Origin of the sequence: Aliirhizobium cellulosilyticum (genome assembly GCF_014198105.1) — a bacterium.
GTDB classification, from domain to species: Bacteria; Pseudomonadota; Alphaproteobacteria; order Rhizobiales; family Rhizobiaceae; genus Neorhizobium; species Neorhizobium cellulosilyticum.
On sequence record NZ_JACIGW010000001.1, the window covers coordinates 1,155,401 to 1,178,848 of the forward strand.

The 23,448-nt window shown below is 57.2% G+C and carries 23 protein-coding genes, 1 tRNA gene and 1 other RNA gene; 13 read left to right on the top strand and 12 right to left on the bottom strand.

Annotated elements, in window-relative coordinates; all coding sequences use genetic code 11:
• Nucleotides 1–34: 34 nt before the first annotated feature.
• Nucleotides 35–399, bottom strand: a transfer-messenger RNA (tmRNA) gene (gene ssrA / locus GGE33_RS05380).
• Nucleotides 400–526: 127 nt separating this feature from the next.
• Between ssrA and GGE33_RS05385 the strand changes: the two genes are divergently transcribed.
• The 5 genes from GGE33_RS05385 (at nt 527) to GGE33_RS05405 (ending at nt 5,886) form a co-directional block, all read left to right on the top strand.
• The gene (locus GGE33_RS05385) at nt 527–1,321 is read left to right on the top strand and encodes a thymidylate synthase (RefSeq protein ID WP_183821502.1); all 795 of its coding nucleotides are present in this window, start codon (nt 527–529) and stop codon (nt 1,319–1,321) included.
• Nucleotides 1,321–1,851: a dihydrofolate reductase gene (locus GGE33_RS05390; protein ID WP_183821503.1), complete on the top strand. Its 531-nt coding sequence runs from the start codon at nt 1,321–1,323 to the stop codon at nt 1,849–1,851. The genes GGE33_RS05385 and GGE33_RS05390 overlap by 1 nt, the downstream gene beginning before the upstream one ends.
• A gap of 141 nt (nt 1,852–1,992) precedes the next feature.
• Complete coding sequence (gene hflK, locus GGE33_RS05395; protein WP_148147648.1) at nt 1,993–3,108, top strand: FtsH protease activity modulator HflK; 1,116 nt, start codon at nt 1,993–1,995, stop codon at nt 3,106–3,108.
• Nucleotides 3,105–4,031: a protease modulator HflC gene (gene hflC, locus GGE33_RS05400; RefSeq protein WP_148147649.1), complete on the top strand. Its 927-nt coding sequence runs from the start codon at nt 3,105–3,107 to the stop codon at nt 4,029–4,031. The genes hflK and hflC overlap by 4 nt, the downstream gene beginning before the upstream one ends.
• 205 nt (nt 4,032–4,236) lie before the next feature.
• Complete coding sequence (locus tag GGE33_RS05405) at nt 4,237–5,886, top strand: Do family serine endopeptidase (protein ID WP_183821504.1); 1,650 nt, start codon at nt 4,237–4,239, stop codon at nt 5,884–5,886.
• A gap of 8 nt (nt 5,887–5,894) precedes the next feature.
• Here the strand turns inward: GGE33_RS05405 and GGE33_RS05410 are convergent, their stop codons facing one another.
• Both GGE33_RS05410 and serB read right to left on the bottom strand, forming a co-directional pair.
• Nucleotides 5,895–6,473: a GNAT family N-acetyltransferase gene (locus GGE33_RS05410; protein WP_183821505.1), complete on the bottom strand. Its 579-nt coding sequence runs from the start codon at nt 6,471–6,473 to the stop codon at nt 5,895–5,897.
• On the bottom strand, nt 6,470–7,360 hold the full coding sequence (serB, locus tag GGE33_RS05415) for a phosphoserine phosphatase SerB (protein WP_183821506.1): 891 nt from the start codon (nt 7,358–7,360) through the stop codon (nt 6,470–6,472). Before serB ends, GGE33_RS05410 begins: the two co-directional genes overlap by 4 nt.
• On the opposite strand from serB, the gene miaA reads away from it, so the two are divergent.
• The gene (gene miaA, locus GGE33_RS05420) at nt 7,361–8,281 is read left to right on the top strand and encodes a tRNA (adenosine(37)-N6)-dimethylallyltransferase MiaA (RefSeq protein WP_183821507.1); all 921 of its coding nucleotides are present in this window, start codon (nt 7,361–7,363) and stop codon (nt 8,279–8,281) included. It abuts the gene before it with no gap.
• Here miaA and GGE33_RS05425 read toward each other — a convergent pair.
• Nucleotides 8,266–10,254 (bottom strand): ATP-binding protein, encoded by a 1,989-nt coding sequence (locus GGE33_RS05425; RefSeq protein ID WP_183821508.1) that lies wholly within the window; start codon nt 10,252–10,254, stop codon nt 8,266–8,268. The genes miaA and GGE33_RS05425 overlap by 16 nt on opposite strands.
• Nucleotides 10,255–10,735: 481 nt before the next feature.
• Between GGE33_RS05425 and GGE33_RS05430 the strand changes: the two genes are divergently transcribed.
• The 3 genes from GGE33_RS05430 to GGE33_RS05440 all read left to right on the top strand — a co-directional run bounded on the left by GGE33_RS05430 (nt 10,736) and on the right by GGE33_RS05440 (nt 14,238).
• A complete protein-coding gene (locus GGE33_RS05430) occupies nt 10,736–12,523 on the top strand; it encodes an acetolactate synthase 3 large subunit (RefSeq protein ID WP_148147655.1) in 1,788 nt (595 codons plus the stop codon).
• A 46-nt stretch (nt 12,524–12,569) separates the two neighbouring features.
• A complete protein-coding gene (ilvN, locus tag GGE33_RS05435; protein ID WP_112503697.1) occupies nt 12,570–13,142 on the top strand; it encodes an acetolactate synthase small subunit in 573 nt (190 codons plus the stop codon).
• 142 nt (nt 13,143–13,284) lie between these two features.
• Nucleotides 13,285–14,238: a capsular polysaccharide export protein, LipB/KpsS family gene (locus tag GGE33_RS05440; RefSeq protein ID WP_183821509.1), complete on the top strand. Its 954-nt coding sequence runs from the start codon at nt 13,285–13,287 to the stop codon at nt 14,236–14,238.
• A gap of 1 nt (nt 14,239) precedes the next feature.
• Here GGE33_RS05440 and GGE33_RS05445 read toward each other — a convergent pair whose 3' ends face one another.
• The 4 genes from GGE33_RS05445 to GGE33_RS05460 form a co-directional block, all read right to left on the bottom strand.
• The gene (locus tag GGE33_RS05445; protein WP_183821510.1) at nt 14,240–15,082 is read right to left on the bottom strand and encodes an aldo/keto reductase; all 843 of its coding nucleotides are present in this window, start codon (nt 15,080–15,082) and stop codon (nt 14,240–14,242) included.
• A 68-nt stretch (nt 15,083–15,150) separates the two neighbouring features.
• Complete coding sequence (locus GGE33_RS05450; protein ID WP_183821511.1) at nt 15,151–15,936, bottom strand: anti-sigma factor family protein; 786 nt, start codon at nt 15,934–15,936, stop codon at nt 15,151–15,153.
• Complete coding sequence (locus GGE33_RS05455) at nt 15,933–16,499, bottom strand: RNA polymerase sigma factor (RefSeq protein ID WP_183821512.1); 567 nt, start codon at nt 16,497–16,499, stop codon at nt 15,933–15,935. The genes GGE33_RS05450 and GGE33_RS05455 overlap by 4 nt, the downstream gene beginning before the upstream one ends.
• Nucleotides 16,483–16,857 (bottom strand): COG4315 family predicted lipoprotein, encoded by a 375-nt coding sequence (locus GGE33_RS05460; RefSeq protein WP_183821513.1) that lies wholly within the window; start codon nt 16,855–16,857, stop codon nt 16,483–16,485. Before GGE33_RS05460 ends, GGE33_RS05455 begins: the two co-directional genes overlap by 17 nt.
• 208 nt (nt 16,858–17,065) lie before the next feature.
• On the opposite strand from GGE33_RS05460, the gene GGE33_RS05465 reads away from it, so the two are divergent.
• From GGE33_RS05465 to GGE33_RS05475, 3 genes are all read left to right on the top strand, one after another.
• A complete protein-coding gene (locus GGE33_RS05465) occupies nt 17,066–18,190 on the top strand; it encodes an ATP-dependent DNA helicase (protein WP_148147661.1) in 1,125 nt (374 codons plus the stop codon).
• A 180-nt stretch (nt 18,191–18,370) separates the two neighbouring features.
• A complete protein-coding gene (locus tag GGE33_RS05470; RefSeq protein ID WP_148147662.1) occupies nt 18,371–18,676 on the top strand; it encodes an ETC complex I subunit in 306 nt (101 codons plus the stop codon).
• A gap of 29 nt (nt 18,677–18,705) precedes the next feature.
• A tRNA-Arg gene (locus GGE33_RS05475) sits at nt 18,706–18,782 on the top strand.
• A gap of 111 nt (nt 18,783–18,893) precedes the next feature.
• Here GGE33_RS05475 and GGE33_RS05480 read toward each other — a convergent pair.
• A complete protein-coding gene (locus tag GGE33_RS05480; RefSeq protein ID WP_183821514.1) occupies nt 18,894–19,202 on the bottom strand; it encodes a hypothetical protein in 309 nt (102 codons plus the stop codon).
• 299 nt (nt 19,203–19,501) lie between these two features.
• Here GGE33_RS05480 and GGE33_RS05485 point away from each other — a divergent pair, with 299 nt between their 5' ends.
• The gene (locus tag GGE33_RS05485; RefSeq protein WP_148147664.1) at nt 19,502–20,158 is read left to right on the top strand and encodes a hypothetical protein; all 657 of its coding nucleotides are present in this window, start codon (nt 19,502–19,504) and stop codon (nt 20,156–20,158) included.
• A 52-nt stretch (nt 20,159–20,210) separates the two neighbouring features.
• On the opposite strand, the gene GGE33_RS05490 is transcribed toward GGE33_RS05485, so the two are convergent.
• Genes GGE33_RS05490 through GGE33_RS05500 form a run of 3 tightly spaced genes read right to left on the bottom strand, consistent with a single transcriptional unit; the run spans nt 20,211 to nt 23,368 of the window.
• The gene (locus GGE33_RS05490; RefSeq protein ID WP_183686040.1) at nt 20,211–20,984 is read right to left on the bottom strand and encodes an amino acid ABC transporter ATP-binding protein; all 774 of its coding nucleotides are present in this window, start codon (nt 20,982–20,984) and stop codon (nt 20,211–20,213) included.
• A 27-nt stretch (nt 20,985–21,011) separates the two neighbouring features.
• Nucleotides 21,012–22,130 (bottom strand): amino acid ABC transporter permease, encoded by a 1,119-nt coding sequence (locus tag GGE33_RS05495; RefSeq protein WP_394353629.1) that lies wholly within the window; start codon nt 22,128–22,130, stop codon nt 21,012–21,014.
• 38 nt (nt 22,131–22,168) lie between these two features.
• Nucleotides 22,169–23,368, bottom strand: coding sequence for an amino acid ABC transporter permease (locus tag GGE33_RS05500; protein ID WP_183821515.1), 1,200 nt, complete (start codon nt 23,366–23,368; stop codon nt 22,169–22,171).
• Between the last annotated feature and the right edge of the window lie 80 nt (nt 23,369–23,448).

The window sequence follows — 23,448 nt, forward strand, 5'->3', positions numbered from 1 at the left end:
GTCAGTTTACGATTGTATTCCAGTGTTAGGGGAAGGTGAAGGCTTCTGTTGCCAGGTGCCTTCGGACCCCGCCTTACGGGGCTAACCGTAAGGACTTAGTTCGGATTTCCCGCACCGCCATTAGGCAGCGAGAGCATAACCCTTAGCGTTGTTGTCATTTGCAACTACACTTGTGACCCGATAACGGCGGTATCATGCCGAGCAAAAGTTCGATCTTTACACCCTTGTCGATCCTATTTCGCCCCCATCATAAAGTGGCCATCGGAGGCCACCTTGTGGTGGAGGCGCCGGGTACCGCCCCCGGGTCCAATAGGTTTATTACACCGACCGTTTATCGCCATATCCGAACCGAAGTCCGGCACGGCTGATATAGGTGTTTGCGTGACCGTTGAAAAGAGGTCTTGTCATATTGGTGTGACGATAGTGAAAAGCCGGGGAAAGCGGATTTGCGTCACCGGCAGGTGATTGGTGTGCGGCCGGCATGCTATTATGTAAGTCCTGAAACTCAGGAATCGGCTAGACACCCATGAAACAGTATCTCGACTTTCTCCGGCATGTGATGGAAACCGGAAGCGATCGTGGTGACCGCACCGGCACCGGCACGCGCTCCGTCTTCGGATACCAGATGCGTTTTGATCTGTCGGACGGCTTTCCGGTTCTGACGACGAAGAAACTGCATCTGAAGTCGATCATCCATGAACTTCTGTGGTTCCTGCAGGGTGACACGAATATTGCCTACCTGAAGGAAAACGGCGTTCGAATCTGGGACGAATGGGCTGATGAGAACGGCGATCTCGGCCCGGTCTATGGATATCAATGGCGTTCCTGGCCCAAGCCTGATGGCGGGCATGTGGATCAGATCGCTCAATTGATCGAGGGGTTGAAGACCAATCCCAATTCCCGCCGCCATATCGTCTCAGCATGGAACCCGGCTCAGGTGGACGACATGGCGCTGCCGCCGTGCCATTGCCTGTTCCAGTTTTATGTCGCCGACGGCAAGCTCTCCTGCCAGCTCTACCAGCGATCTGCCGATATTTTTCTGGGCGTACCCTTCAACATTGCCTCCTACGCACTGCTGACGATGATGGTGGCACAGGTCGTGGGGCTGAAGCCTGGCGAATTCATCCATACGTTCGGTGATGCACATATCTATGCCAATCATATGGAACAGGCGCGGCTGCAGATGACGCGTGATCCCAAGCCGCTGCCGACAATGAAGATCAATCCTGACATCAAGGATATCTTCGGGTTCAGGTTCGAGGATTTCGAACTCGAGAATTATGTCGCCGACGCGCATATCAAGGCCGTGGTAGCAGTGTAATGGCGAAAGCTCCGCTTTCCATAGTCGTTGCCGTTTCCCGCAACGGCGTGATCGGTCGCGATGGCGATATGCCATGGAAGCTTTCGACCGACCTCAAACGTTTCAAGGCCATGACGCTTGGAAAGCCGATAATCGTCGGGCGCAAGACGCTCGATTCGTTCGGCGGCAAGCCTTTGCCCGGCCGCCCACATATCGTGGTAACGCGTGACGTGTCGCGTATCATCGAAGGCGTGCAGTTGGCCGGCTCCGTAGAAGAGGCGGTAAATACCGCGCAGGCGATCGCCGCTGCGACCGGTGCCGACGAAATCGGCATTATCGGGGGAGGCGAAATATACCGACAGTCTATGAATTTCGTTGATCGGCTTTATGTGACGCATGTCGAAGCAGATATTCCGGATGGCGACACGTTCTTCCCTGACATTGATCCCGATATCTTCGAGAAAGTGTCCGAAGAGGCAATTCCTGCCGGAGACAAGGACAATTATCCCACGCGTTTTTCCGTCTACCGGCGGAAAAACGCGGCAAACTGAAACATTTCGTTACCGTTGACTTGGAAGTTATTGAAGTCGCGTTGAAAGCTGAGCTTCTGATACCTATAACGGGCAGGAACCCTTGCTGCTCTTCGATCAGTTGCGGCGCGAGGGAAGGGAGACACTTACAAAGAGGTTTTGATGCCCTGGAGCAATCAGAATGGCGGCGGCGGCCCATGGGGCGGCGGCGGCGGTGGCGGTAACAATCAAGGTCCATGGGGACAAGGACCAAACCGTCCGCGCGGTAATGGCGGCGGTGGCAATGGCGGTCCGCCCGATATCGAGGACATCATACGCCGCAGTCAGGATCGGCTGAAGGGGATCGTACCCGGCGGCTTCAACGGCGGTGCGGTGGTTATCGTGCTGCTCGTGGTTGCAGCATTCCTGGTTTTCCAGTCGATCTACACGGTGCAGCCGGACGAGCGAGGCGTCGAACTGCGGTTCGGAAAGCCCAAGGAAGAAGTTTCCATGCCGGGCCTGCATTTCCACATGTGGCCGTTTGAAACTGTCGAAATCGTCAAGGTTACCGAGCAGCAGCAGAATATCGGTGCAGCCAGGGGATCGAGCTCGAATGCCGGCTGGATGCTGACGGGCGATCAGAACATCGTCAACGTTCAATTCTCAGTTCTGTTTACGGTCACTGACCCCAAGTCCTATCTTTTCAACCTTGAGACGCCGGCTGCGACGCTTCAGCAGGTTGCCGATAGCGCGATGCGCGAAGTGGTTGGACGCCGCCCGGCGCAGGATATCTTCCGCGGCGGTCGTGAATCCATGTCGACCCAGGTGCGCGACATCATTCAAGGGACCATGGACCGCTACGGTTCGGGTATTGCGATCAATGCCGTGTCCATCGAGGATGCTTCGCCGCCACGTGAAGTTGCTGATGCTTTCGAGGAAGTTCAGCGCGCAACGCAGGATGAGGACCGAGCGAAGGAGGAAGCGAACCGATACGCCAACCAGAAGCTTGGTGGAGCACGCGGTCAAGCGGCCCAGGTACGCGAAGAGGCTTCCGCTTATCGCGACCGTGTCGTGAACGAAGCACAGGGTGAGGCTCAGCGTTTCATTTCCATCTACGACCAGTATGCCAATGCACCGGAAGTGACGCGTCGCCGTATTTTCATCGAAACGATGGAAGCGGTGCTGAAATCCTCGAACAAGATCATCATGGATGGTCAGCAGCAGGGAGCAGTTCCTTATCTTCCGCTCAACGAGATGATGCGTAATCCGGCCGCACAGCCGCAGGGAGGAAGCCGATGAATTCCAACCGTCTTCCAGCCTTCCTCGTTGGATTGGCCGTTATTCTGTTTCTCGCTTATTCGTCGCTTTTTGTCGTCAACGAGCGCGAGCAGGCACTTGTCATCCGGTTCGGTGAAATCCAGTCGGTCAAGAGCGAACCCGGCCTCTATTTCAAGCTGCCCTTTGCTTTCATGGATGCAGATCGTGTTCAGTATGTCGAGAAGCGCGCGTTGCGACTTGATCTGGACAATATTCGTGTTCAGGTGAATGACGGCAAATTCTACGATGTGGATGCATTCGTCGTATACCGCATCGCTGATCCGAGACTTTTCCGTGAGACCGTCTCGGGCGATAGGGAATCCGCTGAATCGCGTCTCAGGACGCGTCTCGATTCCGGTCTTCGCCGTGTCTACGGTCTTCGCGGTTTTGAAGCAGCGTTGTCGGAAGAACGGGCATCGATGATGACCGAGGTCCATCGCGATCTTAATACTGCGGCTGAAACGCTGGGCGTCAGGATCGAGGATGTTCGCATCCGCCGTACCGATCTTACGCCGGACGTTTCCGAACAGACTTTCAAGCTCATGGAGTCCGAGCGTCTGGCCGAGGCCGAACTGATCCGTGCTCGCGGTAACGAAGAAGGTCAGCGACGCCGAGCGATAGCTGATCGTCAGGTCGTCGAGCTGGTTTCCGAGGCTCAGAGGGATTCTGAAATCCTACGCGGTCAGGGCGATGCAGAGCGTAACCGGATCTTTGCCGAAGCGTTTCAGCGTGATCCGAGCTTCTTCGAGTTCTATCGCTCGATGCGGGCTTATGTTTCGGCCCTCGGTGACAATAACACGACGATGGTTCTTTCGCCGGATTCGGATTTCTTCAAATACTTCGAGACACCGGATGGAAACCGCACTCCGCGGGCGGGAACTACGGCTCCTGCTCCGGCAAACTGAACTGGTAGAGAAGGGCGGCTTTGGCCGCCCTTTTCACGTTTTATGTGCAGAGTGGCCGCTTCCTCACGAAAAGGTAATTTCCTGCCGGGCCATTCCACCCTATTCTTTGCCGAAACTCTGCCCGATTCAGTCGTTCCTATAAGCGGATCGATAAAGCCCACATTCCTGAGGGCAATGCAGACAGTCCACAATGTGAGGAGGCCAGATGGCTCAGCAGGTTCGATCGTCCTGGAAGCGCTTTGCCGCGGGAGGTATTGCTCTGGCCGTCGCCGTCGCGCCCATACCCGGCTGGGCACAGACGCAGCCCGATGCTCCGGCTCCAGCCCAGGCACCTTCGACGCCTTCGCAGTCGCGGCCGGGCGCGCCTGGCGCGATGCTGCCCGCGCCTGCGCCGCCGTCGACATCTTTCAATCCGCCACCTTCGCCGCCGGCCAACATGACCCCGGGGGGACCTGCATCGATTGCGGATCTTTCCGAAGGCTTGCTCGATGCTGTGGTCAATATTTCGACCTCGCAGAGTGTAAAGAGCTCCGGTAACGGCCCTCAGCCGCCGCAAATCCAGGAGGGATCACCGTTTCAGGAGTTCTTCGACGATTTTTTTGATGGTGAGGGCGGACAGCGCGGCAACCGGAAAGTCTCTTCGCTTGGTTCCGGCTTCGTCATCGATCCCGCTGGATATGTGGTGACGAACAATCACGTCATCGAAGGCGCAGACGATATCGAGGTTGTCTTTGCCAATGGCTCCAAGCTCAAGGCAACCCTGATCGGAACCGACACCAAGACTGACCTATCCGTATTGAAGGTCGAACCCAAAACGCCTCTGAAGGCGGTTCCCTTTGGAAATTCGCACCGTATGCGTATTGGCGATTGGGTCATGGCGATCGGCAACCCGTTCGGGCTTGGCGGGTCTGTGACGCTGGGTATCATTTCGGCGCGTGGCCGCAATATCAATGCAGGCCCTTATGACAACTTCATTCAGACGGATGCGGCAATCAACAAGGGTAATTCCGGTGGTCCGCTGTTCAACATGCGTGGCGAAGTCATAGGGATCAACACGGCTATCATTTCGCCTTCGGGCGGTTCGATCGGCATCGGTTTCGCCGTGCCGACGGAGATCGCCGAGAATGTGGTGCGTCAGCTTATCGAATTCGGCGAGACAAGACGCGGATGGCTCGGTGTGCGTATTCAGCCGGTGACAGATGAAGTCTCCGAGAGTCTCGGTCTCGACCGGGCGAGAGGTGCGCTGGTTTCCGGCATCATCAATGATGGACCGATCAAGAACGGCGAGATCAAGGCCGGCGATGTGATCGTCAGCTTTGATGGCGAGCCGATCAACGAGATGCGGGATCTGCCCCGTATTGTTGCTGAAAGCCCTGTCGGCAAGGAGGTTGATGTCGTCATCCTTCGCGATGGCAAGCAGCAGACCGTCAAGGTAACACCGGGTCGGCTGGAAGACAGCGTTCAATCTGCAGATGCTGACGGCGAGGATCCCCAGGCCGACGATGCGCCGGAAACGAATGACGGCAGCGATCAGGGCGCAGAGCAGAGCAAGGAGCCGGTAAAAGCCTATGGCATGACGATTGCCGTGCTCGATGAAGAGCGCCGCAAGAGCTTCGATATCGCTGAAAGCGTTGAGGGCGTGGTGGTGACTGAAGTTGCCGCCGGCTCGCTTGCTGCCGATAAAGGCGTGAAGCCGGGCGAGGTCATTGTCGAGGTGGCGCAGGATTTCGTCGAGCAGCCAAGTGATGTCACCAGCCGGATGGATGCGCTGAAGGCGGAGGGACGCAGAAACGCTCACATCATGATCGCGGACAAGGCGGGTAATCTGCGTTTCGTCGCGATCCCTCTCGATTGAGATCGAAATCAGGCAGGCCTTCGGGCCTGCCATTCGTCTTTTGAAATGGTGTAAACGACATGCCGTTTCAGGTGGGGATATGTATCGGGAATACGCGGATGGCTGAAGTCCATCTCCTGGCGTCTGCGCATTCCAAGGCGTTTCATCACGTTGGTCGAGCGATGGTTCTTCTCAACCGCGAAGGAGACGACGCAATCTACATTTCGGCGAGCGAAGGTTTGATCCAAAAGCGCGCTTGCCGCTTCGGTGACGTAACCGTTTCCCCAAAACCGTGTCGCGAGACGCCAACCGATCTCGATTGTATCATCTGAGAATATCCCTGGAAGATTGGGATGAGACAGGCCACAGAAACCAACCGGTTCCTGTGTCTCCTTCAGTACGACGGCAAAGAACCCCCGTCCATCTTCAGTTATCATCCCGTTGAGCTTGTCCAGGAACGCGTCGGCTTCCTCGTAGCTTCGCCGGAACGGAAAAAACTCCATGACCTTAGGATCGGCGTTGATTTCACGGAAAAGGTCGCGATCGGCTTTGATCCAGGTGCCCAGGATCAGACGGGGCGTCTCGATGATGGCGACCCGCCGGCTCATTCGGTGACGAAGTCGCTTTTCCGATAACCCTGGATATAGAGCAGGGCCGTCAGGTCGCCGTGGTGGATGCGCATCTTTGCCTGTGCGGCGACGGTGGGCTTGGCGTGGAGTGCGACGCCGGAACCGGCAATGCTCAGCATGCCGAGGTCGTTAGCGCCATCGCCAACCGCGATTACGTCATCGGGCGAGATGCCAAGTCTGGCTGAAATCTCCTCCAGTGCATCGACCTTGGCCTGCTTGCCGAGGATGGGTTCGGCAACCTCGCCAGTAAGAATGCCGTCCTTTTCGATCAGGACGTTGGCGCGGTTCTCGTCGAAGCCGAGCGTGGCCGCGATCCGGCTGGTAAATACCGTGAAGCCGCCAGACACAAGGGCAGCGTAATATCCCTTCGATTTCATCGTCGCAATCAGCTCGCGGCCACCGGATGTCAGTGTGATGCGTTTGGCAATTACGTCATCGACCACCGTGATCGGAAGGCCCTTGAGCAGGGCGACACGCTCGCGTAGGGCAGGTTCGAAGGCGATTTCGCCGTTCATGGCACGGGCGGTAATCGTTGCTACCTTGTCTTTCAGGCCGACGACGTCGGCGAGTTCGTCGATACATTCCTGGCCGATCATGGTGGAATCCATGTCGGCGATCAGAAACTGCTTGCGTCGTGTTTCCGCTTGCTGGACGACGACATCGACCGGTGCATCTGCTATCAGCTTGCGCAACCTGGATTCCGCGGTCGTTACGTCTTCGTCGTCATGCAGGGCAATGTCGCAGGCTATGCCGTCCGCAAGCCAGTAAAGACCCGAAGTCCTGACGGCTCCGGCTGCCTGCTCTGCAAGAGCCGAGTTGAGAACCGGATTTGACGGATGGGCAATGAGCGTGGCAACGAAAGCCATATGGAAAACCTTGTGCAAGACATCGACGCGATCCTGATAACCGGGCCGACGGCCAGCGGCAAGTCGGCACTGGCCGTCCGGCTGGCCGAGAAGCAAAATGGTGTGGTCATCAATACCGACAGCATGCAGGTCTATGATACGCTACGTATGCTGACCGCACGGCCATTGGACGAGGAGATGGAGGGAATAACTCATCATCTCTATGGTCATGTCGCTGCGACAAAGGCTTATTCGACAGGGGAATGGCTGCGCGACGTAGCCTCTCTTCTGCCAGACATTCGCGCTCGCGGTCAGCTGCCCATCTTCGTCGGCGGCACCGGTCTCTACTTCAAGGCGCTGACCGGCGGTCTTTCGGACATGCCGGAAATTCCCCAGGAGATACGTTGCGAGGTTCGGCTGAGGCTGAAGCATGAAGGGCCGGAGGCGCTTCACTCGGAGCTGGCGCAGAAAGATGCGGCGGTGGCCGATGCTCTGGACGTTCGGGATGGACAGAGGATTGTCAGAGCGCTTGAGGTCCTGCAGACCACAGGGCGGTCGATCGTGGAGTTTCAGGGCAAGCAAGGGCCGGTGATTATCGATCCTGCCCGCGCACAGAAATTTGTCGTACTGCCGGATCGTGCCGTTCTTCACGATCGCATCAATCGCCGTTTCGAGAAGATGCTTGATCAAGGAGCGATCGATGAAGTTAAAGCGCTTCTTGCGCAAAATCCGTCTGACGAACTGCCTGCAATGAAAGCAATCGGAGTGCGCGAGATCGCCGGAATGCTCAATGGCGAGATGTCGAGAGCAGGCGTGATCGAACGCAGTTCGGCCCTGACACGGCAATATGCAAAACGGCAGATGACTTGGTTCCGCAATCAGATGGATGAAGACTGGCGCCGTATTGAAGGTTTGCCCGCGTCGGTTCAGTCCTTGTCGTAAAGACTGCTCAAAGGCTTCTTCAGCAGGCTATCCCGGAAGGAACCTTCCCGTTTCAGGAACGGATTGGGTCGTGCAACCGGATCGGGCGAGGGTGCCAGCGTGCGGCCACGCCCGCCGCTCCGGTTATCCAGTGGCGTTGCTTGCTCGACCCTTGCCGGCCTCGGTAACATGTCCGGGCGATAGGGTTCTGTAGACTGGCTGGATCTGGTTTCTGCAGCGCTGTGAGACCCGATCTCCCGCTTCCAGCGATCAAGTTCGGCATCACTTGCCGGGGGGAAGTCGACGTTGGTTTCGGGGATGAAGGGAGCAGCAGGCATTGCGCCAGCCGCTTCGGCGGCGAGATAACTTTGCTGGAAAGTGCTGATATCAGGCCCGCTGACAGAGCGCATACGCGAGACAATGGCACGCAAGTCGACCGTGTCGGGTGTTTCCTCGTGATTCTTGTCAGCGATTCCGTGAGCCTTGGGCAGGTGCTGAGAATCGACGTGGGTGAACCTCATTCTCATCGGGACGGCAATTGCTTCGCCAAATGCGATCGCCTCGCCATTGCCGATCGAGGAGAGAAAGCTCGTGGTAGAGACCGATGAATTCGGAATGGCCGACTTGATGATCTCCTGATCCCGGTCGTTGGAGAGCCGCATGGCAAACAGCGTCGAACACTGTGAGAGAATGGTCTGATCGAGTTCGCCCGGACGCTGGGTGATCACGCCGAGGGAGACGCCGTATTTGCGGCCTTCCTTGGCAATTCGCGCAATTGCCTGGCGGGTCGGAATGAAACCGAGAGTGGGATCGGCCGGCACGTAGCGATGTGCTTCTTCGCAGACCACCAGCATGTGGATGGCGCCATTGCTCCACAGGGCAAGCTCGAAGGCCATACGGCAGAGGATCGACGCGACGGAGTTGACCACTTCCGACGGTATGCCGGCGAGCTGGAAGGTCGAGATCGGACGGTCGTTGCCGGGAATGCGGAATATGTGCGCGATCGTCTCCATGATCGTGTCGTGGATCGTGTTGTTGGAGAACATGAAATGATAGCGCGGATCGTTGATGGCGGAAACGATCCGCATTTTCAGCGACCGGAGGAATGGTTTTTCAGCGCGGCCTTCGAGGCGGCCGATGCGGTCATCGATCAGTGCGAGAAGATCGGCCATGCGGTAGGGAACCGGCGTGTCCGCCGTAACGGAGCTTTTCTCTGCGGATCTTTTGGTCAGGCTGGATTCGCTGCCGCGGAAAGCTCGCTTGGCTTCCGGGATGAGGTCGCGAAGCATATCCAGTTCTTCGGGAACCCCCGGGCGTCCGCGAAACACCACTTCGGCAAATTCTTCAAGCCGCATGAGCCAAAAAGGCAGATCCAGCGTGTCGGTGTCGATTGTTACCGCGTGTTCGGGAAAGGCTGCCGCGAACTCGTTGTGCGGATCGAGGATAAGAACCCTGAGTTTCGGGTCTGACTCGATAGCCTTGTGTAACAGCAGAGAAACCGCAGTCGACTTGCCGACGCCGGTTGAGCCGACGATAGCGAAATGTTTCGACAACATCGTCGGCACATGGATCGCAGCATCGATGCTTTCGTCCTGGGTCAATTTGCCGACGACACATGTTTCGCTCTTGCCGGGGTCGTAGATCTTTACGAGATCCGACGAGCGTATTCGGTGGGCAATCGCTCCAAGATAGGGGTATCGCGATATGCCTCTGGAAAACTGCTCTCGCCCATCCGGCCCAACACGAACCTCGCCGAGAAGCTCGACTTCGATCTGAAATTTGGTGTCATCGGTTTCCGACCACTCGCGTATGCCGGTCTGCATCGAATAGGCCAATGCCACGACGCGGTTCTTGCCAACGGTAATCGAGATGAGGCGCCCTACAGACCAAAGCTCGGTGAGCTCGGTTTCGCCAGCCTCTGCTACGGCTGCGATGGTTGCGTGCGCTCCATTGCAAGAAACAACCCTTCCCAGGAAGCGGTTTCCCGGCTTCATAGGATCCCTGCGATCTTGCTCTCCTGATGTGGGAGAGCGATGGGATTCGTCATTCAGCAAAAGGCGCCCCTGTCATTGGGGTGGAAACTCAAGCAGTGTCCGGGCGGCGTACTGGAGATGCAAATTATGGCGTGCCGCTTAACAACTGGTGTAGGTTCTGCCAACGAAATGATCAGGTTGATTGAAAACAGGGCCTCCGAGAGGCTTTTTGATTAATCGCCGCGTTGACGAATGTGTATTATGCGGCTAACACTCCCGGCCATGAAGATTTCGAAGGCACTTATTGTGGTGGGAACGCGCATGGGCAGGACGGTGTAACCGTCCGGCGTTAGCCACCCATGCGCGGAAAGACAGGCTCCTAAGGGGCCTTTTTTTATGCCTTGTTTCCGGTCGATCATCTCAATCCAAAGGACCAGAAACAAATCTCCAGCAGCAATCCAGGCCATTGCAGATAAAAGGCCAGACATCAGGAGGACAGGACATGACGGACACGGCGGATAACGGCAACCGGATGACAGGCGCCGAAATCGTGCTTCGCGCTTTGAAGGACAATGGCGTCGAACATCTCTTCGGTTACCCAGGCGGCGCCGTTCTTCCGATCTATGACGAGATTTTCCAGCAGGATGACATCCAGCATATTCTCGTCCGTCATGAACAGGGCGCCGGCCATGCGGCCGAAGGTTACGCTCGCTCCACCGGCAAGGTTGGCGTCATGCTGGTGACCTCCGGTCCGGGTGCAACAAATGCGGTCACGCCGCTGCAGGACGCGCTGATGGATTCGATCCCGCTGGTCTGCCTGACCGGCCAGGTTCCGACCACGCTGATCGGTTCGGATGCGTTTCAGGAAGCCGATACCGTGGGCATCACGCGCCCCTGCACCAAGCACAACTGGCTGGTGAAGGATGTCAACGAACTGGCAGGCATCATCCATGAGGCGTTCCGTATCGCACAGACTGGTCGCCCCGGCCCGGTCGTTGTCGATATCCCAAAGGACGTACAGTTCGCCACCGGCACCTATGTTCCGCCTTCGGAAGCGTCGGCAAGCAAGAGCTACAAGCCGAAGGTCAATGGTGATCTGAAGGCGATCCAGGCTGCAGTCGAACTGATGGCAACAGCTCGTCGTCCGATCCTCTATACCGGCGGCGGCGTCATCAATGCCGGCCCGGAAGCCTCCAAGCTGCTGCGCGAACTGGTCGAATTGACCGATTTCCCGATCACCTCGACGCTGATGGGCCTGGGCGCCTATCCGGCTTCGGGCAAGAACTGGCTCGGCATGCTCGGCATGCACGGTTCCTACGAAGCCAACATGGCGATGCATGACTGTGACGTCATGGTCTGTATCGGCGCCCGTTTCGACGACCGTATCACCGGCCGCCTGAACGCGTTTTCGCCGAATTCGCGCAAGGTCCATGTCGATATCGATCCGTCGTCGATCAACAAGAACGTTCGGGTCGATATTCCGATCATCGGCGATGTCGGTCATGTTCTGGAAGACATGGTCCGCCTATGGCGGGCGCTGCCGAAGAAGCCGGAAAAGGCCCAGGCCGCCGAATGGCGCTCTTCAATCGAGACCTGGCGCGCACGCAAGTCGTTCTCCTACAAGAACTCCAATGACGTCATCATGCCGCAATATGCGCTGGAGCGTCTTGCTGAAGCGACAAAGGGCCGGGAGACCTTCATCACCACCGAAGTCGGCCAGCACCAGATGTGGGCAGCCCAGTTCTTCGGCTTCGAGGAGCCAAATCACTGGATGACATCAGGCGGTCTCGGCACGATGGGATACGGCCTGCCGGCAGCGCTCGGCGTTCAGGTTGCACATCCGGATGCGCTTGTTATCGATATTGCCGGTGATGCGTCTATCCAGATGTGCATCCAGGAAATGTCCTGCGCCATCCAGCATAACCTGCCGGTGAAGATCTTCATTCTGAACAACCAGTATATGGGCATGGTGCGCCAGTGGCAGCAGCTGCTGCACGGCAACCGCCTGTCGAATTCCTACACCGAAGCCATGCCCGATTTCGTCAAGCTGGCGGAAGCCTATGGCGCTGTCGGCATGTATTGCGACGATCCCAAGGAACTGGATGGCAAGATTGCCGAGATGATCGCGGTAAAGGCGCCGGTTATCTTTGATTGCCGGGTTGCCAATCTCGCCAACTGCTTCCCGATGATCCCATCTGGCAAGGCACATAACGAGATGCTGTTGCCGGATGAGGCTTCGGACGAAGCTGTTGCGACGGCCATCGATGCAAAGGGCCGCCAGCTCGTTTGATACGAGTTAGCATTCCTGACAAGATTTTAAGGAACGGACCCAGATCATGAACGCACATCAGCAGCCGACCGGTTCTGCCTATTTCATCAGCCCGGAAACCGCCAAGGTCGAGAGCCATACGCTATCGGTTCTTGTCACCAACGAACCGGGCGTGCTTGCCCGCGTCATCGGCCTTTTCTCCGGCCGTGGCTACAATATCGAAAGTCTCACCGTCTCGGAGACTGAACACGAATCCCACCTATCGCGAATTACGATCGTGACCAACGGTACGCCGACCGTTCTTGAGCAGATCAAGGCGCAGCTTGAGCGGATCGTTCCGGTGCATCGGGTCGTCGACCTGACGGTGCGTGCGGGCCAGCTTGGTCAGGAACGCCCGATCGAGCGCGAAGTGGCGCTGATCAAGGTGGCCGGAACCGGTGAAAGCCGGGCCGAAGTTTTGCGCCTTGCCGATGCCTTCCAGGCGAAGGTTGTGGATGCGACGGTCGGTCACTTCATTTTCGAGATCACCGGAAAATCCTCGAAGATCGACCAGTTCGTGGCGGTGGTGAAGCCGCTCGGACTGATTGAAGTCTGCCGCACGGGCATCGCGGCGATGAATCGCGGCCCACAGGGCATGTAACGCGATTGGACAAAGCTGACCGTCCGGAGTAGGCGATAACAATTCGCCTCAAACGTGGACGGTCGTTGCCTTGAAATATGATGATCCCGGCAGGATCGGGGGAAAGCCCTGGCTCCCCCCGGTCGGAACGTCGCTCGGAGCCATGCGGTGGCTTCGCAAAGACATGCCGTGGGTGAAGGATTATCTCGGATTGCCTGAGGTCCGGACCTGCCTTGCTCCTGGCATTGGCGGAACCATCGCCTGGGGTGGCCGCATCGTCGCAAAGATGACGGAGACGATAGCAGCGGCGCGCAATCTGCCGCATTGGCGGCTTGAGGATGGATTTCTCCGTTCCGTTCAACTCGGAAAATCCGGCGTTTTGCCATTTTCTATCGTCGCGGACGATCTGGCCTTGTCAACGGATGCGTCGAAGGCGTCGCGCCTGGAGCGAATTATCGCTGAAATGTCAGACGATGGCGGGCAGGAGGCGAGGGACGTGCGCGACGCGATCGTTCGGCATGGCCTTTCCAAATACAACCATCTTCCGCATCAGGAACCGAAGTTCGAGCCAAGCGGCAAACGCAGAATTCTTCTGATCGACCAAGTAAAGGGAGACGTCTCCGTTCCGCTTTCGCTCGGCTCATCGGCATCCTTCGTCGCCATGCTCGACGATGCGCTGGCGAGTGGTGCCCAGTGTATCGTTCGTACTCATCCGGACGTTATTGCCGGCTACAGGAAGGGCTATCTTACCGAGATGGCGGCAGGCAGGGCGGGGGTCACGCTGTCGGCTGAACCTGTCTCGGCTGCGTCGATCCTGAAGGTGGTCGACGAGGTCTGGACGGTTGCCAGCCAGTTCGGTTTCGACGCCCTTTTGCGCGGTGTGCCGGTACGCTGTTACGCCGCGCCCTTCTATAGCAGTTGGGGCCTGACCGATGACCACATGAGCGAGCATGCCCGAGCGATCGTCTTGAAGCGCCGAGGCGTAACGCGCAGCATCGACCAGCTTACCGCTGCTGCCTTCATCGATTATCCGATCTATCGAGATTCCGAGACCCGGCGGGCGTCGAATGTGTTTAAAGCGATCGATGCGATCGTTGCCGGGCGGGCGCACCTTTAGCTCACAGCATTTCCAGCGGCTGTTTCCTGAACGGCGGCGGGAAGACTGTGTCGAGTGCCGCCCAATCCTCCCTGCTGATCTCCAGCCCTGCCGCGCCAGCATTTTCCTCAACGCGGTGAGGATCGCTGGATTTCGGGATGGCGATCGTGTTTCGCGCTCGCATGACAAAGGCCAGCACCAGTTGGGCTGGTGTTGCCTGATAGGCCTTGGCGATGCGGATCAATTCAGTGTTGCGCAATATCCGGCCCTGTTCGATGGGCGAATAGGCCATGATAGGAATGCCGCGTTCCTGACACCAGGGCAGGAGGTCGTGTTCGATACCCCGGCGGGAGAGATTGTAGAGGACCTGATTGGCGGCGCAGTTTTCTCCGTCTTCCACCTCCATCAGGTCTTCCATGTCCTCGACATCGAAATTCGAGACGCCCCATTCGCGGATCTTGCCTGCTCTGCGCAGCTCCTCAAAACCGGCCACGGTTTCCTCAAGATCATGCTCGCCACGCCAATGAAGAAGATAGAGGTCCAGCTGATCGGTTTTCAACCTTTGAAGGCTTCTCTCACAGGCGTCTATGACGCCCTGGCGGCTGGCATTGAAGGGATAGACCTTGCTGACGAGGAAGACCTCGTCACGCCGCCCCTCGATTGCCTTTCCTGTAATAAGTTCGGCTCCGCCTTCGCCATACATTTCAGCCGTATCGATCAGCGTCATGCCGAGATTGAGGCCGCGTTTCAGGCTCTCGACCTCCTGACTGGCGGTCCGGGCATTCTCGCCCATCTTCCATGTTCCGAGTCCGAGCGAGGGCAAAAGCGTTCCTGAGGGAAGAGTGGCGGCGGCAATATCGTGCATGATGCAAAACCTCGGTTCGGCCTTTAAAGGGCTAACCTAAGACTTTCTTTTCCGATGCCAAGCGTCGGTCAGGATGGAAACTGGCGATAACATTCCTCCGCGACTTTCTGCAGCGTTGCGCGCGAGATTTCGCCGGTGACGGCATAACCCAGGTCACCGTCGATCCAGTAGAACGTCTCGATATCGCCGGCAGAGGCAAAGCGGAAGCTTGTAGTCTGGTTTTGCGGATTGCGCCCGACGATCACGGTCAGGCGCTGACCGCCTGCATCCTCATACATGAACATGGCGCCCGCCGTACCAACGACTGGCAGCAATCTTCCTCCGACAAGGCGAAAGCCAAGCGATTGCAGGTTGGGCACCTTGAGGTCGGGGATCGACAGCCGTTTGCCGAGCCATGTGGCAAGATGTGCTTCCTGATCGGCAAAAACCTCGACCGGGTGGCGGACTTCGCTTGCATAGACGAGGAAGGCGTTGTGGGCCTCCTGCGGAAGCGCATCGGCATAGGCCTGCGCGAGTTCGGATTTCTCAAACAGGGCAGGGGCGTAATGCCCGCCCAGCGCGCCAAGCGCGAAGATCGCAACCGAGGCTGCGACGAGCGACAGGCGGCTTGCACGCAGGCTCCTCGTCCGGTTGCCGCTCATGGTAACCAGTTGAAGGTCTGCGGCTGACGATTTCCGGTAACCGGCAAAGGCTGAGCGGAGGCCGTCGTTTTGCGACTGCCAGTCGGCGATCATTTCTGCCGCCTCGGGATTTTCACTGAGAAATTCTTCCACGCGCCGGCGATCCGCTTCGTCGAGGAGATCATCGACATAGGCGTGCAGCTGTTCCTCGGAGATGGAGCGGCGCTCTGTCATCGGGGTCTCCGCAGTGGAATGATCTTGGCTTCGCGCATCTTTTCCCTGAGGGCATGGCGTGCGCGCGATAGCCGCGACATGACCGTCCCGATGGGAATGTCCAGCATGTCGGCTACCTCCTGATAGGTATACCCCTCGACGACAACCAATGTCAGAACGACCCGAAATTCAGCCGGAAGGCTCGCCAGAGACTGCATGAGCTTTCGGCTTTCGAGCGGATCTGCTGATGTCATGACGAGATCCTCGATCTCGCTGCCATCGGTTGTCACCGACGGGTGACGTATGCGAAATCGGTGCGCGTTGAGATGAAGATTAGTCATGATCCGGTAGGCCCATGCCTTGAAATTTGTGCCGCGCCACTGGCTGCGGCTGACGAGGGCCTTTTCGACACAGTCCTGCAGCAAATCCTCACTCTCCGTGTCTGATCGCGTCAGGCTGCGTGAATAGCGCCTGAGTTGCGGCAGGAGAGCGAGGATTCTTGCTTCAAAGGCAACCGGTGCGACGTCTTCGGTCTCGCCCCCGGTCGCCCTTTCCGAGTTGGGAAGATCAGGGCTTGGCGACATCCCAGACACCGTTCACGCCATCACCGGTCGTGTCGCCCTGCTTGGTGTCCTTCACCCAGTAATAGAGCGGCATGCCGTCCTTGGCCCATTGTTTTGCCCCGTCCTTGCGGGTGACGAGCGAGTATGCACCATCAGGCTTGGCATCGGAAGCGGCCATGACCGGCGGCCAGTTCTGGGCGCATTTGTCGTAGCAGTTCGATGTGCCAGCCTTGTCGTTCTTGAAAGTGTAGACCGTCATGCCTTTTTCGCCGGCAAGCACGTTTCCCTTGTCGGTCTTGACCGTCGTAAACGGGCTGGCGGCTAGGGCTGCGGTGGCGAGCGCGGCGAATGCGGTAGTAGCGAGGATGAGCTTTTTCATCGGGCGTCTCCTGATTTGAGGTGGCTCTCTCCCGGCCACCGATGTCATGACACCGGCATGCGCGAATTTATTCCCGACGAGCCGAAGTTTTTTTCATTTTCGACAGACAGGCGGCCGATAAGCGCAGCAGGCGCCGTTATCCTCGGCTTTGATTCATCTTTCGTTCTTTTATGTTGCGCTTTCTCCGAGAATCCTGCCAAGTCCCGGCATGCAATTTGCACCGCAACAGGATGAGGCCCTCAAGGCCGTTTCGCGCTGGCTGAAGGATGGGCGCAGTCAGGTTTTCCGGCTGTTCGGTTATGCCGGCACCGGCAAGACGACGCTTGCCAAACATTTCGCCGAACATGTGGACGGAGAGGTTCTGTTTGCAGCCTTTACCGGCAAGGCGGCGCAGGTGTTGCGCTCCAGAGGCGCCCGCAATGCCAAGACCATCCACTCCCTGATCTACCGCCCGCGCGGCGAGGAGGCGGTCGAAGACGAAGAGACAGGCAAGACCTCGATCGCGCCGATGTTCGCCATCAATCGCCAAAGCCCCGTCGCCAAGGCAGCCCTCATCGTCATCGACGAATGCTCGATGGTCGACGAGGCGCTTGGCAAAGATTTGATGAGCTTTGGCACACCGATCCTGGTTCTCGGCGATCCCGGTCAGCTGCCGCCCGTTTCAGGCGGCGGTTTCTTCACCGAGCAGGAACCGGATTATCTCCTGACCGAAATCCATCGCCAGGCGCAAGACAACCCGATCATCCAGCTCGCCATGCAGGTGCGCGAGGGCAAGGAGATCATGTATGGGGATTACGGAAAGGCGCAGGTCATTTCACGCGACGAGGTGACGCAGGATCTTGTGCTTGGTGCCGACCAGGTTCTTGTCGGTACCAACCGCACCCGCAAGCGCTATAACCAGCGCCTGCGCGAGCTGAAGGGCTTTACGGCCGATTATCCGCAATCCGGCGACAAGCTGGTCTGCCTGAGGAACGACCAGGTCAAGGGCCTGCTCAACGGTTCGCTCTGGCAGGTGATGAGCGCCTCACGAGAAACGGTGAAGCCGGGCATCAACCTGATGATCCGCCCGGAAGACGACGACATGGATCGCGGTGCCGCGAAGATCAAGCTTCTCAAGGCTGCCTTCGAGAGCGAGGAAGAAATTCCGTGGTCTATGCGCAAGCGTTACGACGAGTTCGATTACGGTTATGCGCTGACGTGCCATAAGGCGCAGGGTTCGCAATGGAACAATGTCGTGTTGTTCGACGAGAGCTTCGCGTTTCGCGATACGCGTGAGCGCTGGCTTTACACGGCGATCACCCGGGCCGCCGAGACGCTGACGATTGTAAGATAGAAGTCGGGGCTTGGCCCTAGCCTCCGCTGTTTCAATGGCCATGGAGGTCGTTGACAATGAACCGGGGACACGGCAAAAGCGTTGGTACCGCAATGCTGCGATATCGTTGAATCGGTTGGCGGCGTTCTCAGGCAGATAGGATGCCTGGATCGCGGACGAATTTATGGGGTTGGTGAACTCATGGCTGCGAAGATTTATCGTCCTGCAAAAACTGCAATGCAGTCTGGCAAGGCCAAGACCCGTCTATGGGTTCTGGAATTCGATCCTGAAACGCCGCGCAGCATCGATCCGATCCTGGGTTATACGTCATCCGGCGACATGAAGCAGCAGCTCCGTCTGACTTTCGAGACGCAGGAACTGGCTGAAGCCTATGCGCAGCGCGAGGGCATCGAATACCGGGTCATCCACCCGAAAGACGCAAACAGGCAGGCGGTATCCTATACCGACAATTTCCGGTTCAATCGCCTGCAGCCCTGGACGCATTGATTATTGCGGCACTTAGCTGCCGCCTTAAAGGCCCCTTAGCTCAACTGGATAGAGCAGCTGCCTTCTAAGCAGCAGGTCGCAGGTTCGAGTCCTGCAGGGGTCGCCACTCTCTTCTTTCTCCATATCGCAGATACATGCAGCTTGTTGTAACCCGGAGGCGGGTAAAGAACTCCTGATGAACCCGATTTGTAGAGCTTGCTGACCGGCACCACCCTGCTTATCGGCTACGCACGGGATTGCCGAATAGGGGAACCGGATAGACATAATCCCCCTTGCTCGAAAAGCCTTGGCGATAGAGGCAGGCTCTCAGCGCAGCCTGATTGAGGAAATTGTCGAAAAATGGGTGTCCGCGCGGCGGCGTTGAAGCTTCAAGCGTGCATTCGTCGCGTGCGCTCAAGAAGCGATTTTCGACATCCGATCCCTTGATAATTCCCAAGCTGCCATAGGTTATCGACGCGGCAGAGGCGCTTTCGGTTAGTGCTGGCGCCAAGGCAATCAGTAACGTTGACACAAATGTCAGCTTCATCGCTGTCTCCCTCAAATCGGCAGACAGCAACGACTCAAGGCCGATCTTGTTCCCGTTGGGGTGAAATTTTACCCGCGCTTGTTCGCATATGCGAAAGGACTTTTGGAATTTCGCTGCGTCGCATTCTCAGCTATTATCCAGTTCATCGGTTCCGTTGCGTCACGCAGGGGAAGGTAATTTTGGTGCCGGGAGCAGGAGCTTCGCGTTTGGCGCCTTCAATACACTGAAATGGTTTTTGCGGGCCGCGCTGAGCGGCCCGGACCTTTGCATTGTCTTTGAGCCTTCGAGTGGGGATACATATGAACAGAAATATTCTCGCCCTGGCGGGTGCGGTTTTGCTTGCAGCCTCCATCTCTAGTTCAAGTTGGGCGGATGAACGTCCATTGATATGGCAGCCGATCAAGAACTCGGACACAAGTTACGCCGTGAAGCTGGGACTTCGGCTGCCCGTGCGGCTCGAAACAGAGGCCGGATTCAATGTCGGTGTGGATTCGTCGAAGACTGGTGAGGTGGTGAATACACCTCTCAAGTTCTGGAGCAGGATAAAAACCGAGGATAGGAAGCGCCCCGCTTACCAGATGAGCCGTGATATCGGGATCAATATGGATGGCAATGCAGGCAGCGCTGCGATCAGCATGAACTATTATGAAAAGCAGATTGCTACGCCAACCTTCAATCTTGAGCGTCAATCCAGCTATGTGGTTCGCTATGACGGTGTGCAAAAAGACTGGGCAGGACTGGACGCGAGCCAATCGATCAAGTTGAGGCAGCGTGAGAGCGGAACCGCCTTCGTAGCCGTTGCCAATGGTTCCGCGAATTTTTCGGCAGTTGCTGCCAGTTTCGGGATCGAGCAACCTCTCGGTGAGAACATAACGCTGAGCGGCAGCGTGAACCGAAACTTCACCGATGCAACGACGGTATCGAGCGTTAACGCGAGTTATTCCTACAAATGGTGAGATGAAAAAGGGCGCTTCAGGCGCCCTTTTTCATCTCGATATTTAGCTGTCCTCAGTGCAGGATCTGGCTGAGGAAGAGTTTGGTGCGCTCGTGCTGCGGATTATCGAAGAACTCGGCCGGCGAGTTCTGCTCGACGATCTGGCCCTGATCCATGAAGATGACGCGGTTTGCGACCTGGCGGGCAAAACCCATCTCATGGGTCACGCACAGCATGGTCATGCCTTCTTCGGCAAGCGAGACCATGGTGTCGAGCACTTCCTTGACCATTTCCGGGTCGAGCGCCGAGGTCGGTTCGTCGAACAGCATGATCTTCGGCTTCATGCAGAGCGAGCGGGCGATCGCCACGCGCTGCTGCTGGCCGCCGGAGAGCTGGCCCGGATATTTGTTGGCCTGTTCCGGGATCTTGACGCGCTTCAGATAGTGCATCGCGATCTCTTCGGCTTCCTTCTTCGGCATCTTGCGAACCCAGATCGGAGCCAGCGTGCAGTTTTCCAGGATGGTCAGGTGCGGGAAGAGGTTGAAGTGCTGGAACACCATGCCGACCTCGCGGCGCACCTCGTCGATCTTCTTCAGATCGTTGGTAAGCTCGATATTGTCGACGAGGATATTGCCCGACTGATGTTCTTCCAGCCGGTTGATGCAACGGATCATCGTCGACTTGCCGGAGCCCGAAGGCCCGGCAATGACGATGCGCTCGCCCTTCATCACCTTCAGATTGATGTCGCGCAGCACGTGGAAATCACCATACCACTTGTTCATGCCGATGATTTCGACTGCAACCTCGGTCGAGGAAACGGTCAGTTTTTTCGTTAGGGCTTCAGCCATTGTTTTCCCCTTTAACTCTTGTTGCGGCTAGTGCCTGTGGCTGGTGTCGAGGTGTCGCTCCATAAAGGCGGAGTATCGCGACATGCCGAAGCAGAAAAGCCAGAATATGAAACCGGCAAAAATGTAACCGGTGACCGGCGTGACCGGCGTCGACCAGTTGGCATCCGACTGGTTGAGCGTAACGATCCCCAGAAGGTCGAACATGCCGATAATCGAGACGAGTGACGTATCCTTGAACAGGCCAATGAAAGTGTTGACGATGCTTGGGATGACCAACTTGATTGCCTGCGGCAGAATGATCAGCCGCGTCTTTTGCCAATAGGTCAATCCCAGCGAGTCCGCCCCTTCAAACTGTCCCTTCGGAATCGCCTGCAAACCGCCTCGAATGACTTCCGCCATATAGGCGGAGGCGAAGATCGAAACGCCGATCAGCGCGCGAAGCAGTTTGTCGAACGTCCATCCATCCGGCAGGAAAAGCGGCAGCATGACGCTTGCCATGAATAGAACCGTGACGAGTGGAATGCCGCGGATTATCTCGATGAAGACGACGCAGAGCGTCTTGATTACAGGCATTTGCGAACGCCGTCCGAGCGCCAGGATAATGCCAAGCGGCAGAGATACGGTGATCCCGAAGAAAGAGAGGATCAGCGTTACCATCAATCCGCCCCAGAGCTGGGTCTCGACATGCGGAAGGCCGAAGCCGCCAATCAGCAGGAAGAACGAGATGAACGGCAGGATGATGAAGAGCGCCAGCGCATTCCATCCCTTATGGGGGGCCTTCGGAATGAGCATCGGAATGAGCAGGATCACAAAAAGGACCGCGACGAGGATCGGCCGCCAGCGTTCATCAGCCGGGTACCGGCCGAACATGAACTGCTGGAATTTTGCTTCGACAAAAGCCCAGCATGCGCCGGATTGACCGTCTGGAAGAATGCCGCCCTGGATGACGGTCGCACAGGCCGTGCGGTCCGAACCGGTCCAGACGGCATCGATAAACAGCCAATTGATCATGCCTGGGATGACATAGACTAGCAGCGCAAGCGCCAGGATGGTCAGAACCGTATCCTTCGGCGTTGCGAACAACTTGGTTCTGAACCAGTGTGACGGGCCGCTGACACCGAGCGGCGCCGGTTGCTGCGCCAGCATGTCCTGGCGCACGAAAGTTGAAGAGGTCGTGGCCATGATTATCTCTCCACCAAGGCCATTTTGGCATTGAACCAGTTCATGAATATCGCCGTGGTGATCGAGATGGACAGATAGACGACAAGGAAAAGAGCAACGATCTCAACTGCCTGGCCGGTCTGGTTCAACATCGTTCCGCCGATTGCATAAATGTCTGCAAACCCGCACGCGACCGCCAAAGACGAGTTCTTGGTGAGGTTCAGATATTGGCTTGTCAGTGGTGGGATGATGATCCTGAGCGCCTGCGGGAGGACGATCAGTCGCGTAATAGCATTCGAGCGTAGCCCAAGCGCGTTTGCAGCTTCGGTCTGGCCCTTCGGCACAGCCTTGATGCCCGAGCGGACGATCTCGGCAATGAAGGAAGCCGTGTAGAAGGAGAGCGCCAGGTAGAGCGAGATGAATTCCGGTCCCAGAACCGAACCACCTGTCAGGTTGAAGCGACCTGCAACGGGGAAGTCGAAGGTGATCGGTGCGCCGAGTGCCAGGAAAGTCAGGATCGGCAAGCCGATGATTAGCGCCAAACCCGTCCAAACGGTATGAAACGGCTTTCCGGTGAGCATTTGTCGCTTCTTTGCCCAACGCGCTACGAACACCGTAGCGATGATACCGATCAGAAACGCTACGGCGATTGCCCAGGCACCATCTCCGAATATCGGTTTTGGCACAAACAGGCCGCGATTGTTGAGATAGCTCTGGAAGGGCAGATTCAGAGATTCGCGCGCTTGCGGAAGTACGGCGATGACGCCCTTGTACCAGAACAGGATAACGAGCAGCGGCGGGATGTTGCGGAAAAACTCCACATAGACCTGCGCGAGCTTGGCAATGAGCCAGTTCTGCGAAAGGCGGGCGATGCCGACGATAAAGCCGATGATAGAAGCCGTAATGATGCCAAGAACGGCTACCTGCAAGGTGTTCAGAATGCCGACGAGCAGCGCGCGGCCATAGGTGGAGTCACTTGTATAGGCGATCAGCGACTGGCCGATGTCGAAACCGGCGCGGCCCTGAAGAAATCCGAAACCGGAGGCAATGTTTGCCTTCTGCAGATTGTGGATCGTGTTTTGGGTGACGGTCCACACGAAGAGGACGAGAAGCGCCAATGTCAGGACCTGATAGAATATCCCGCGCACTTTCGGGTCGTTTATCAGGGACGAGGCCCGCTTTTTGGTGTCAGACGTTTCGGAATTGAGGGCCATGCCGGCCATAAACGAATCCCCTTAGTTTATTTATCTCCTTTTTGGAGACTTTTTGCCCTTGCGGGAATTTTAGATGCATGGAGGCGGAT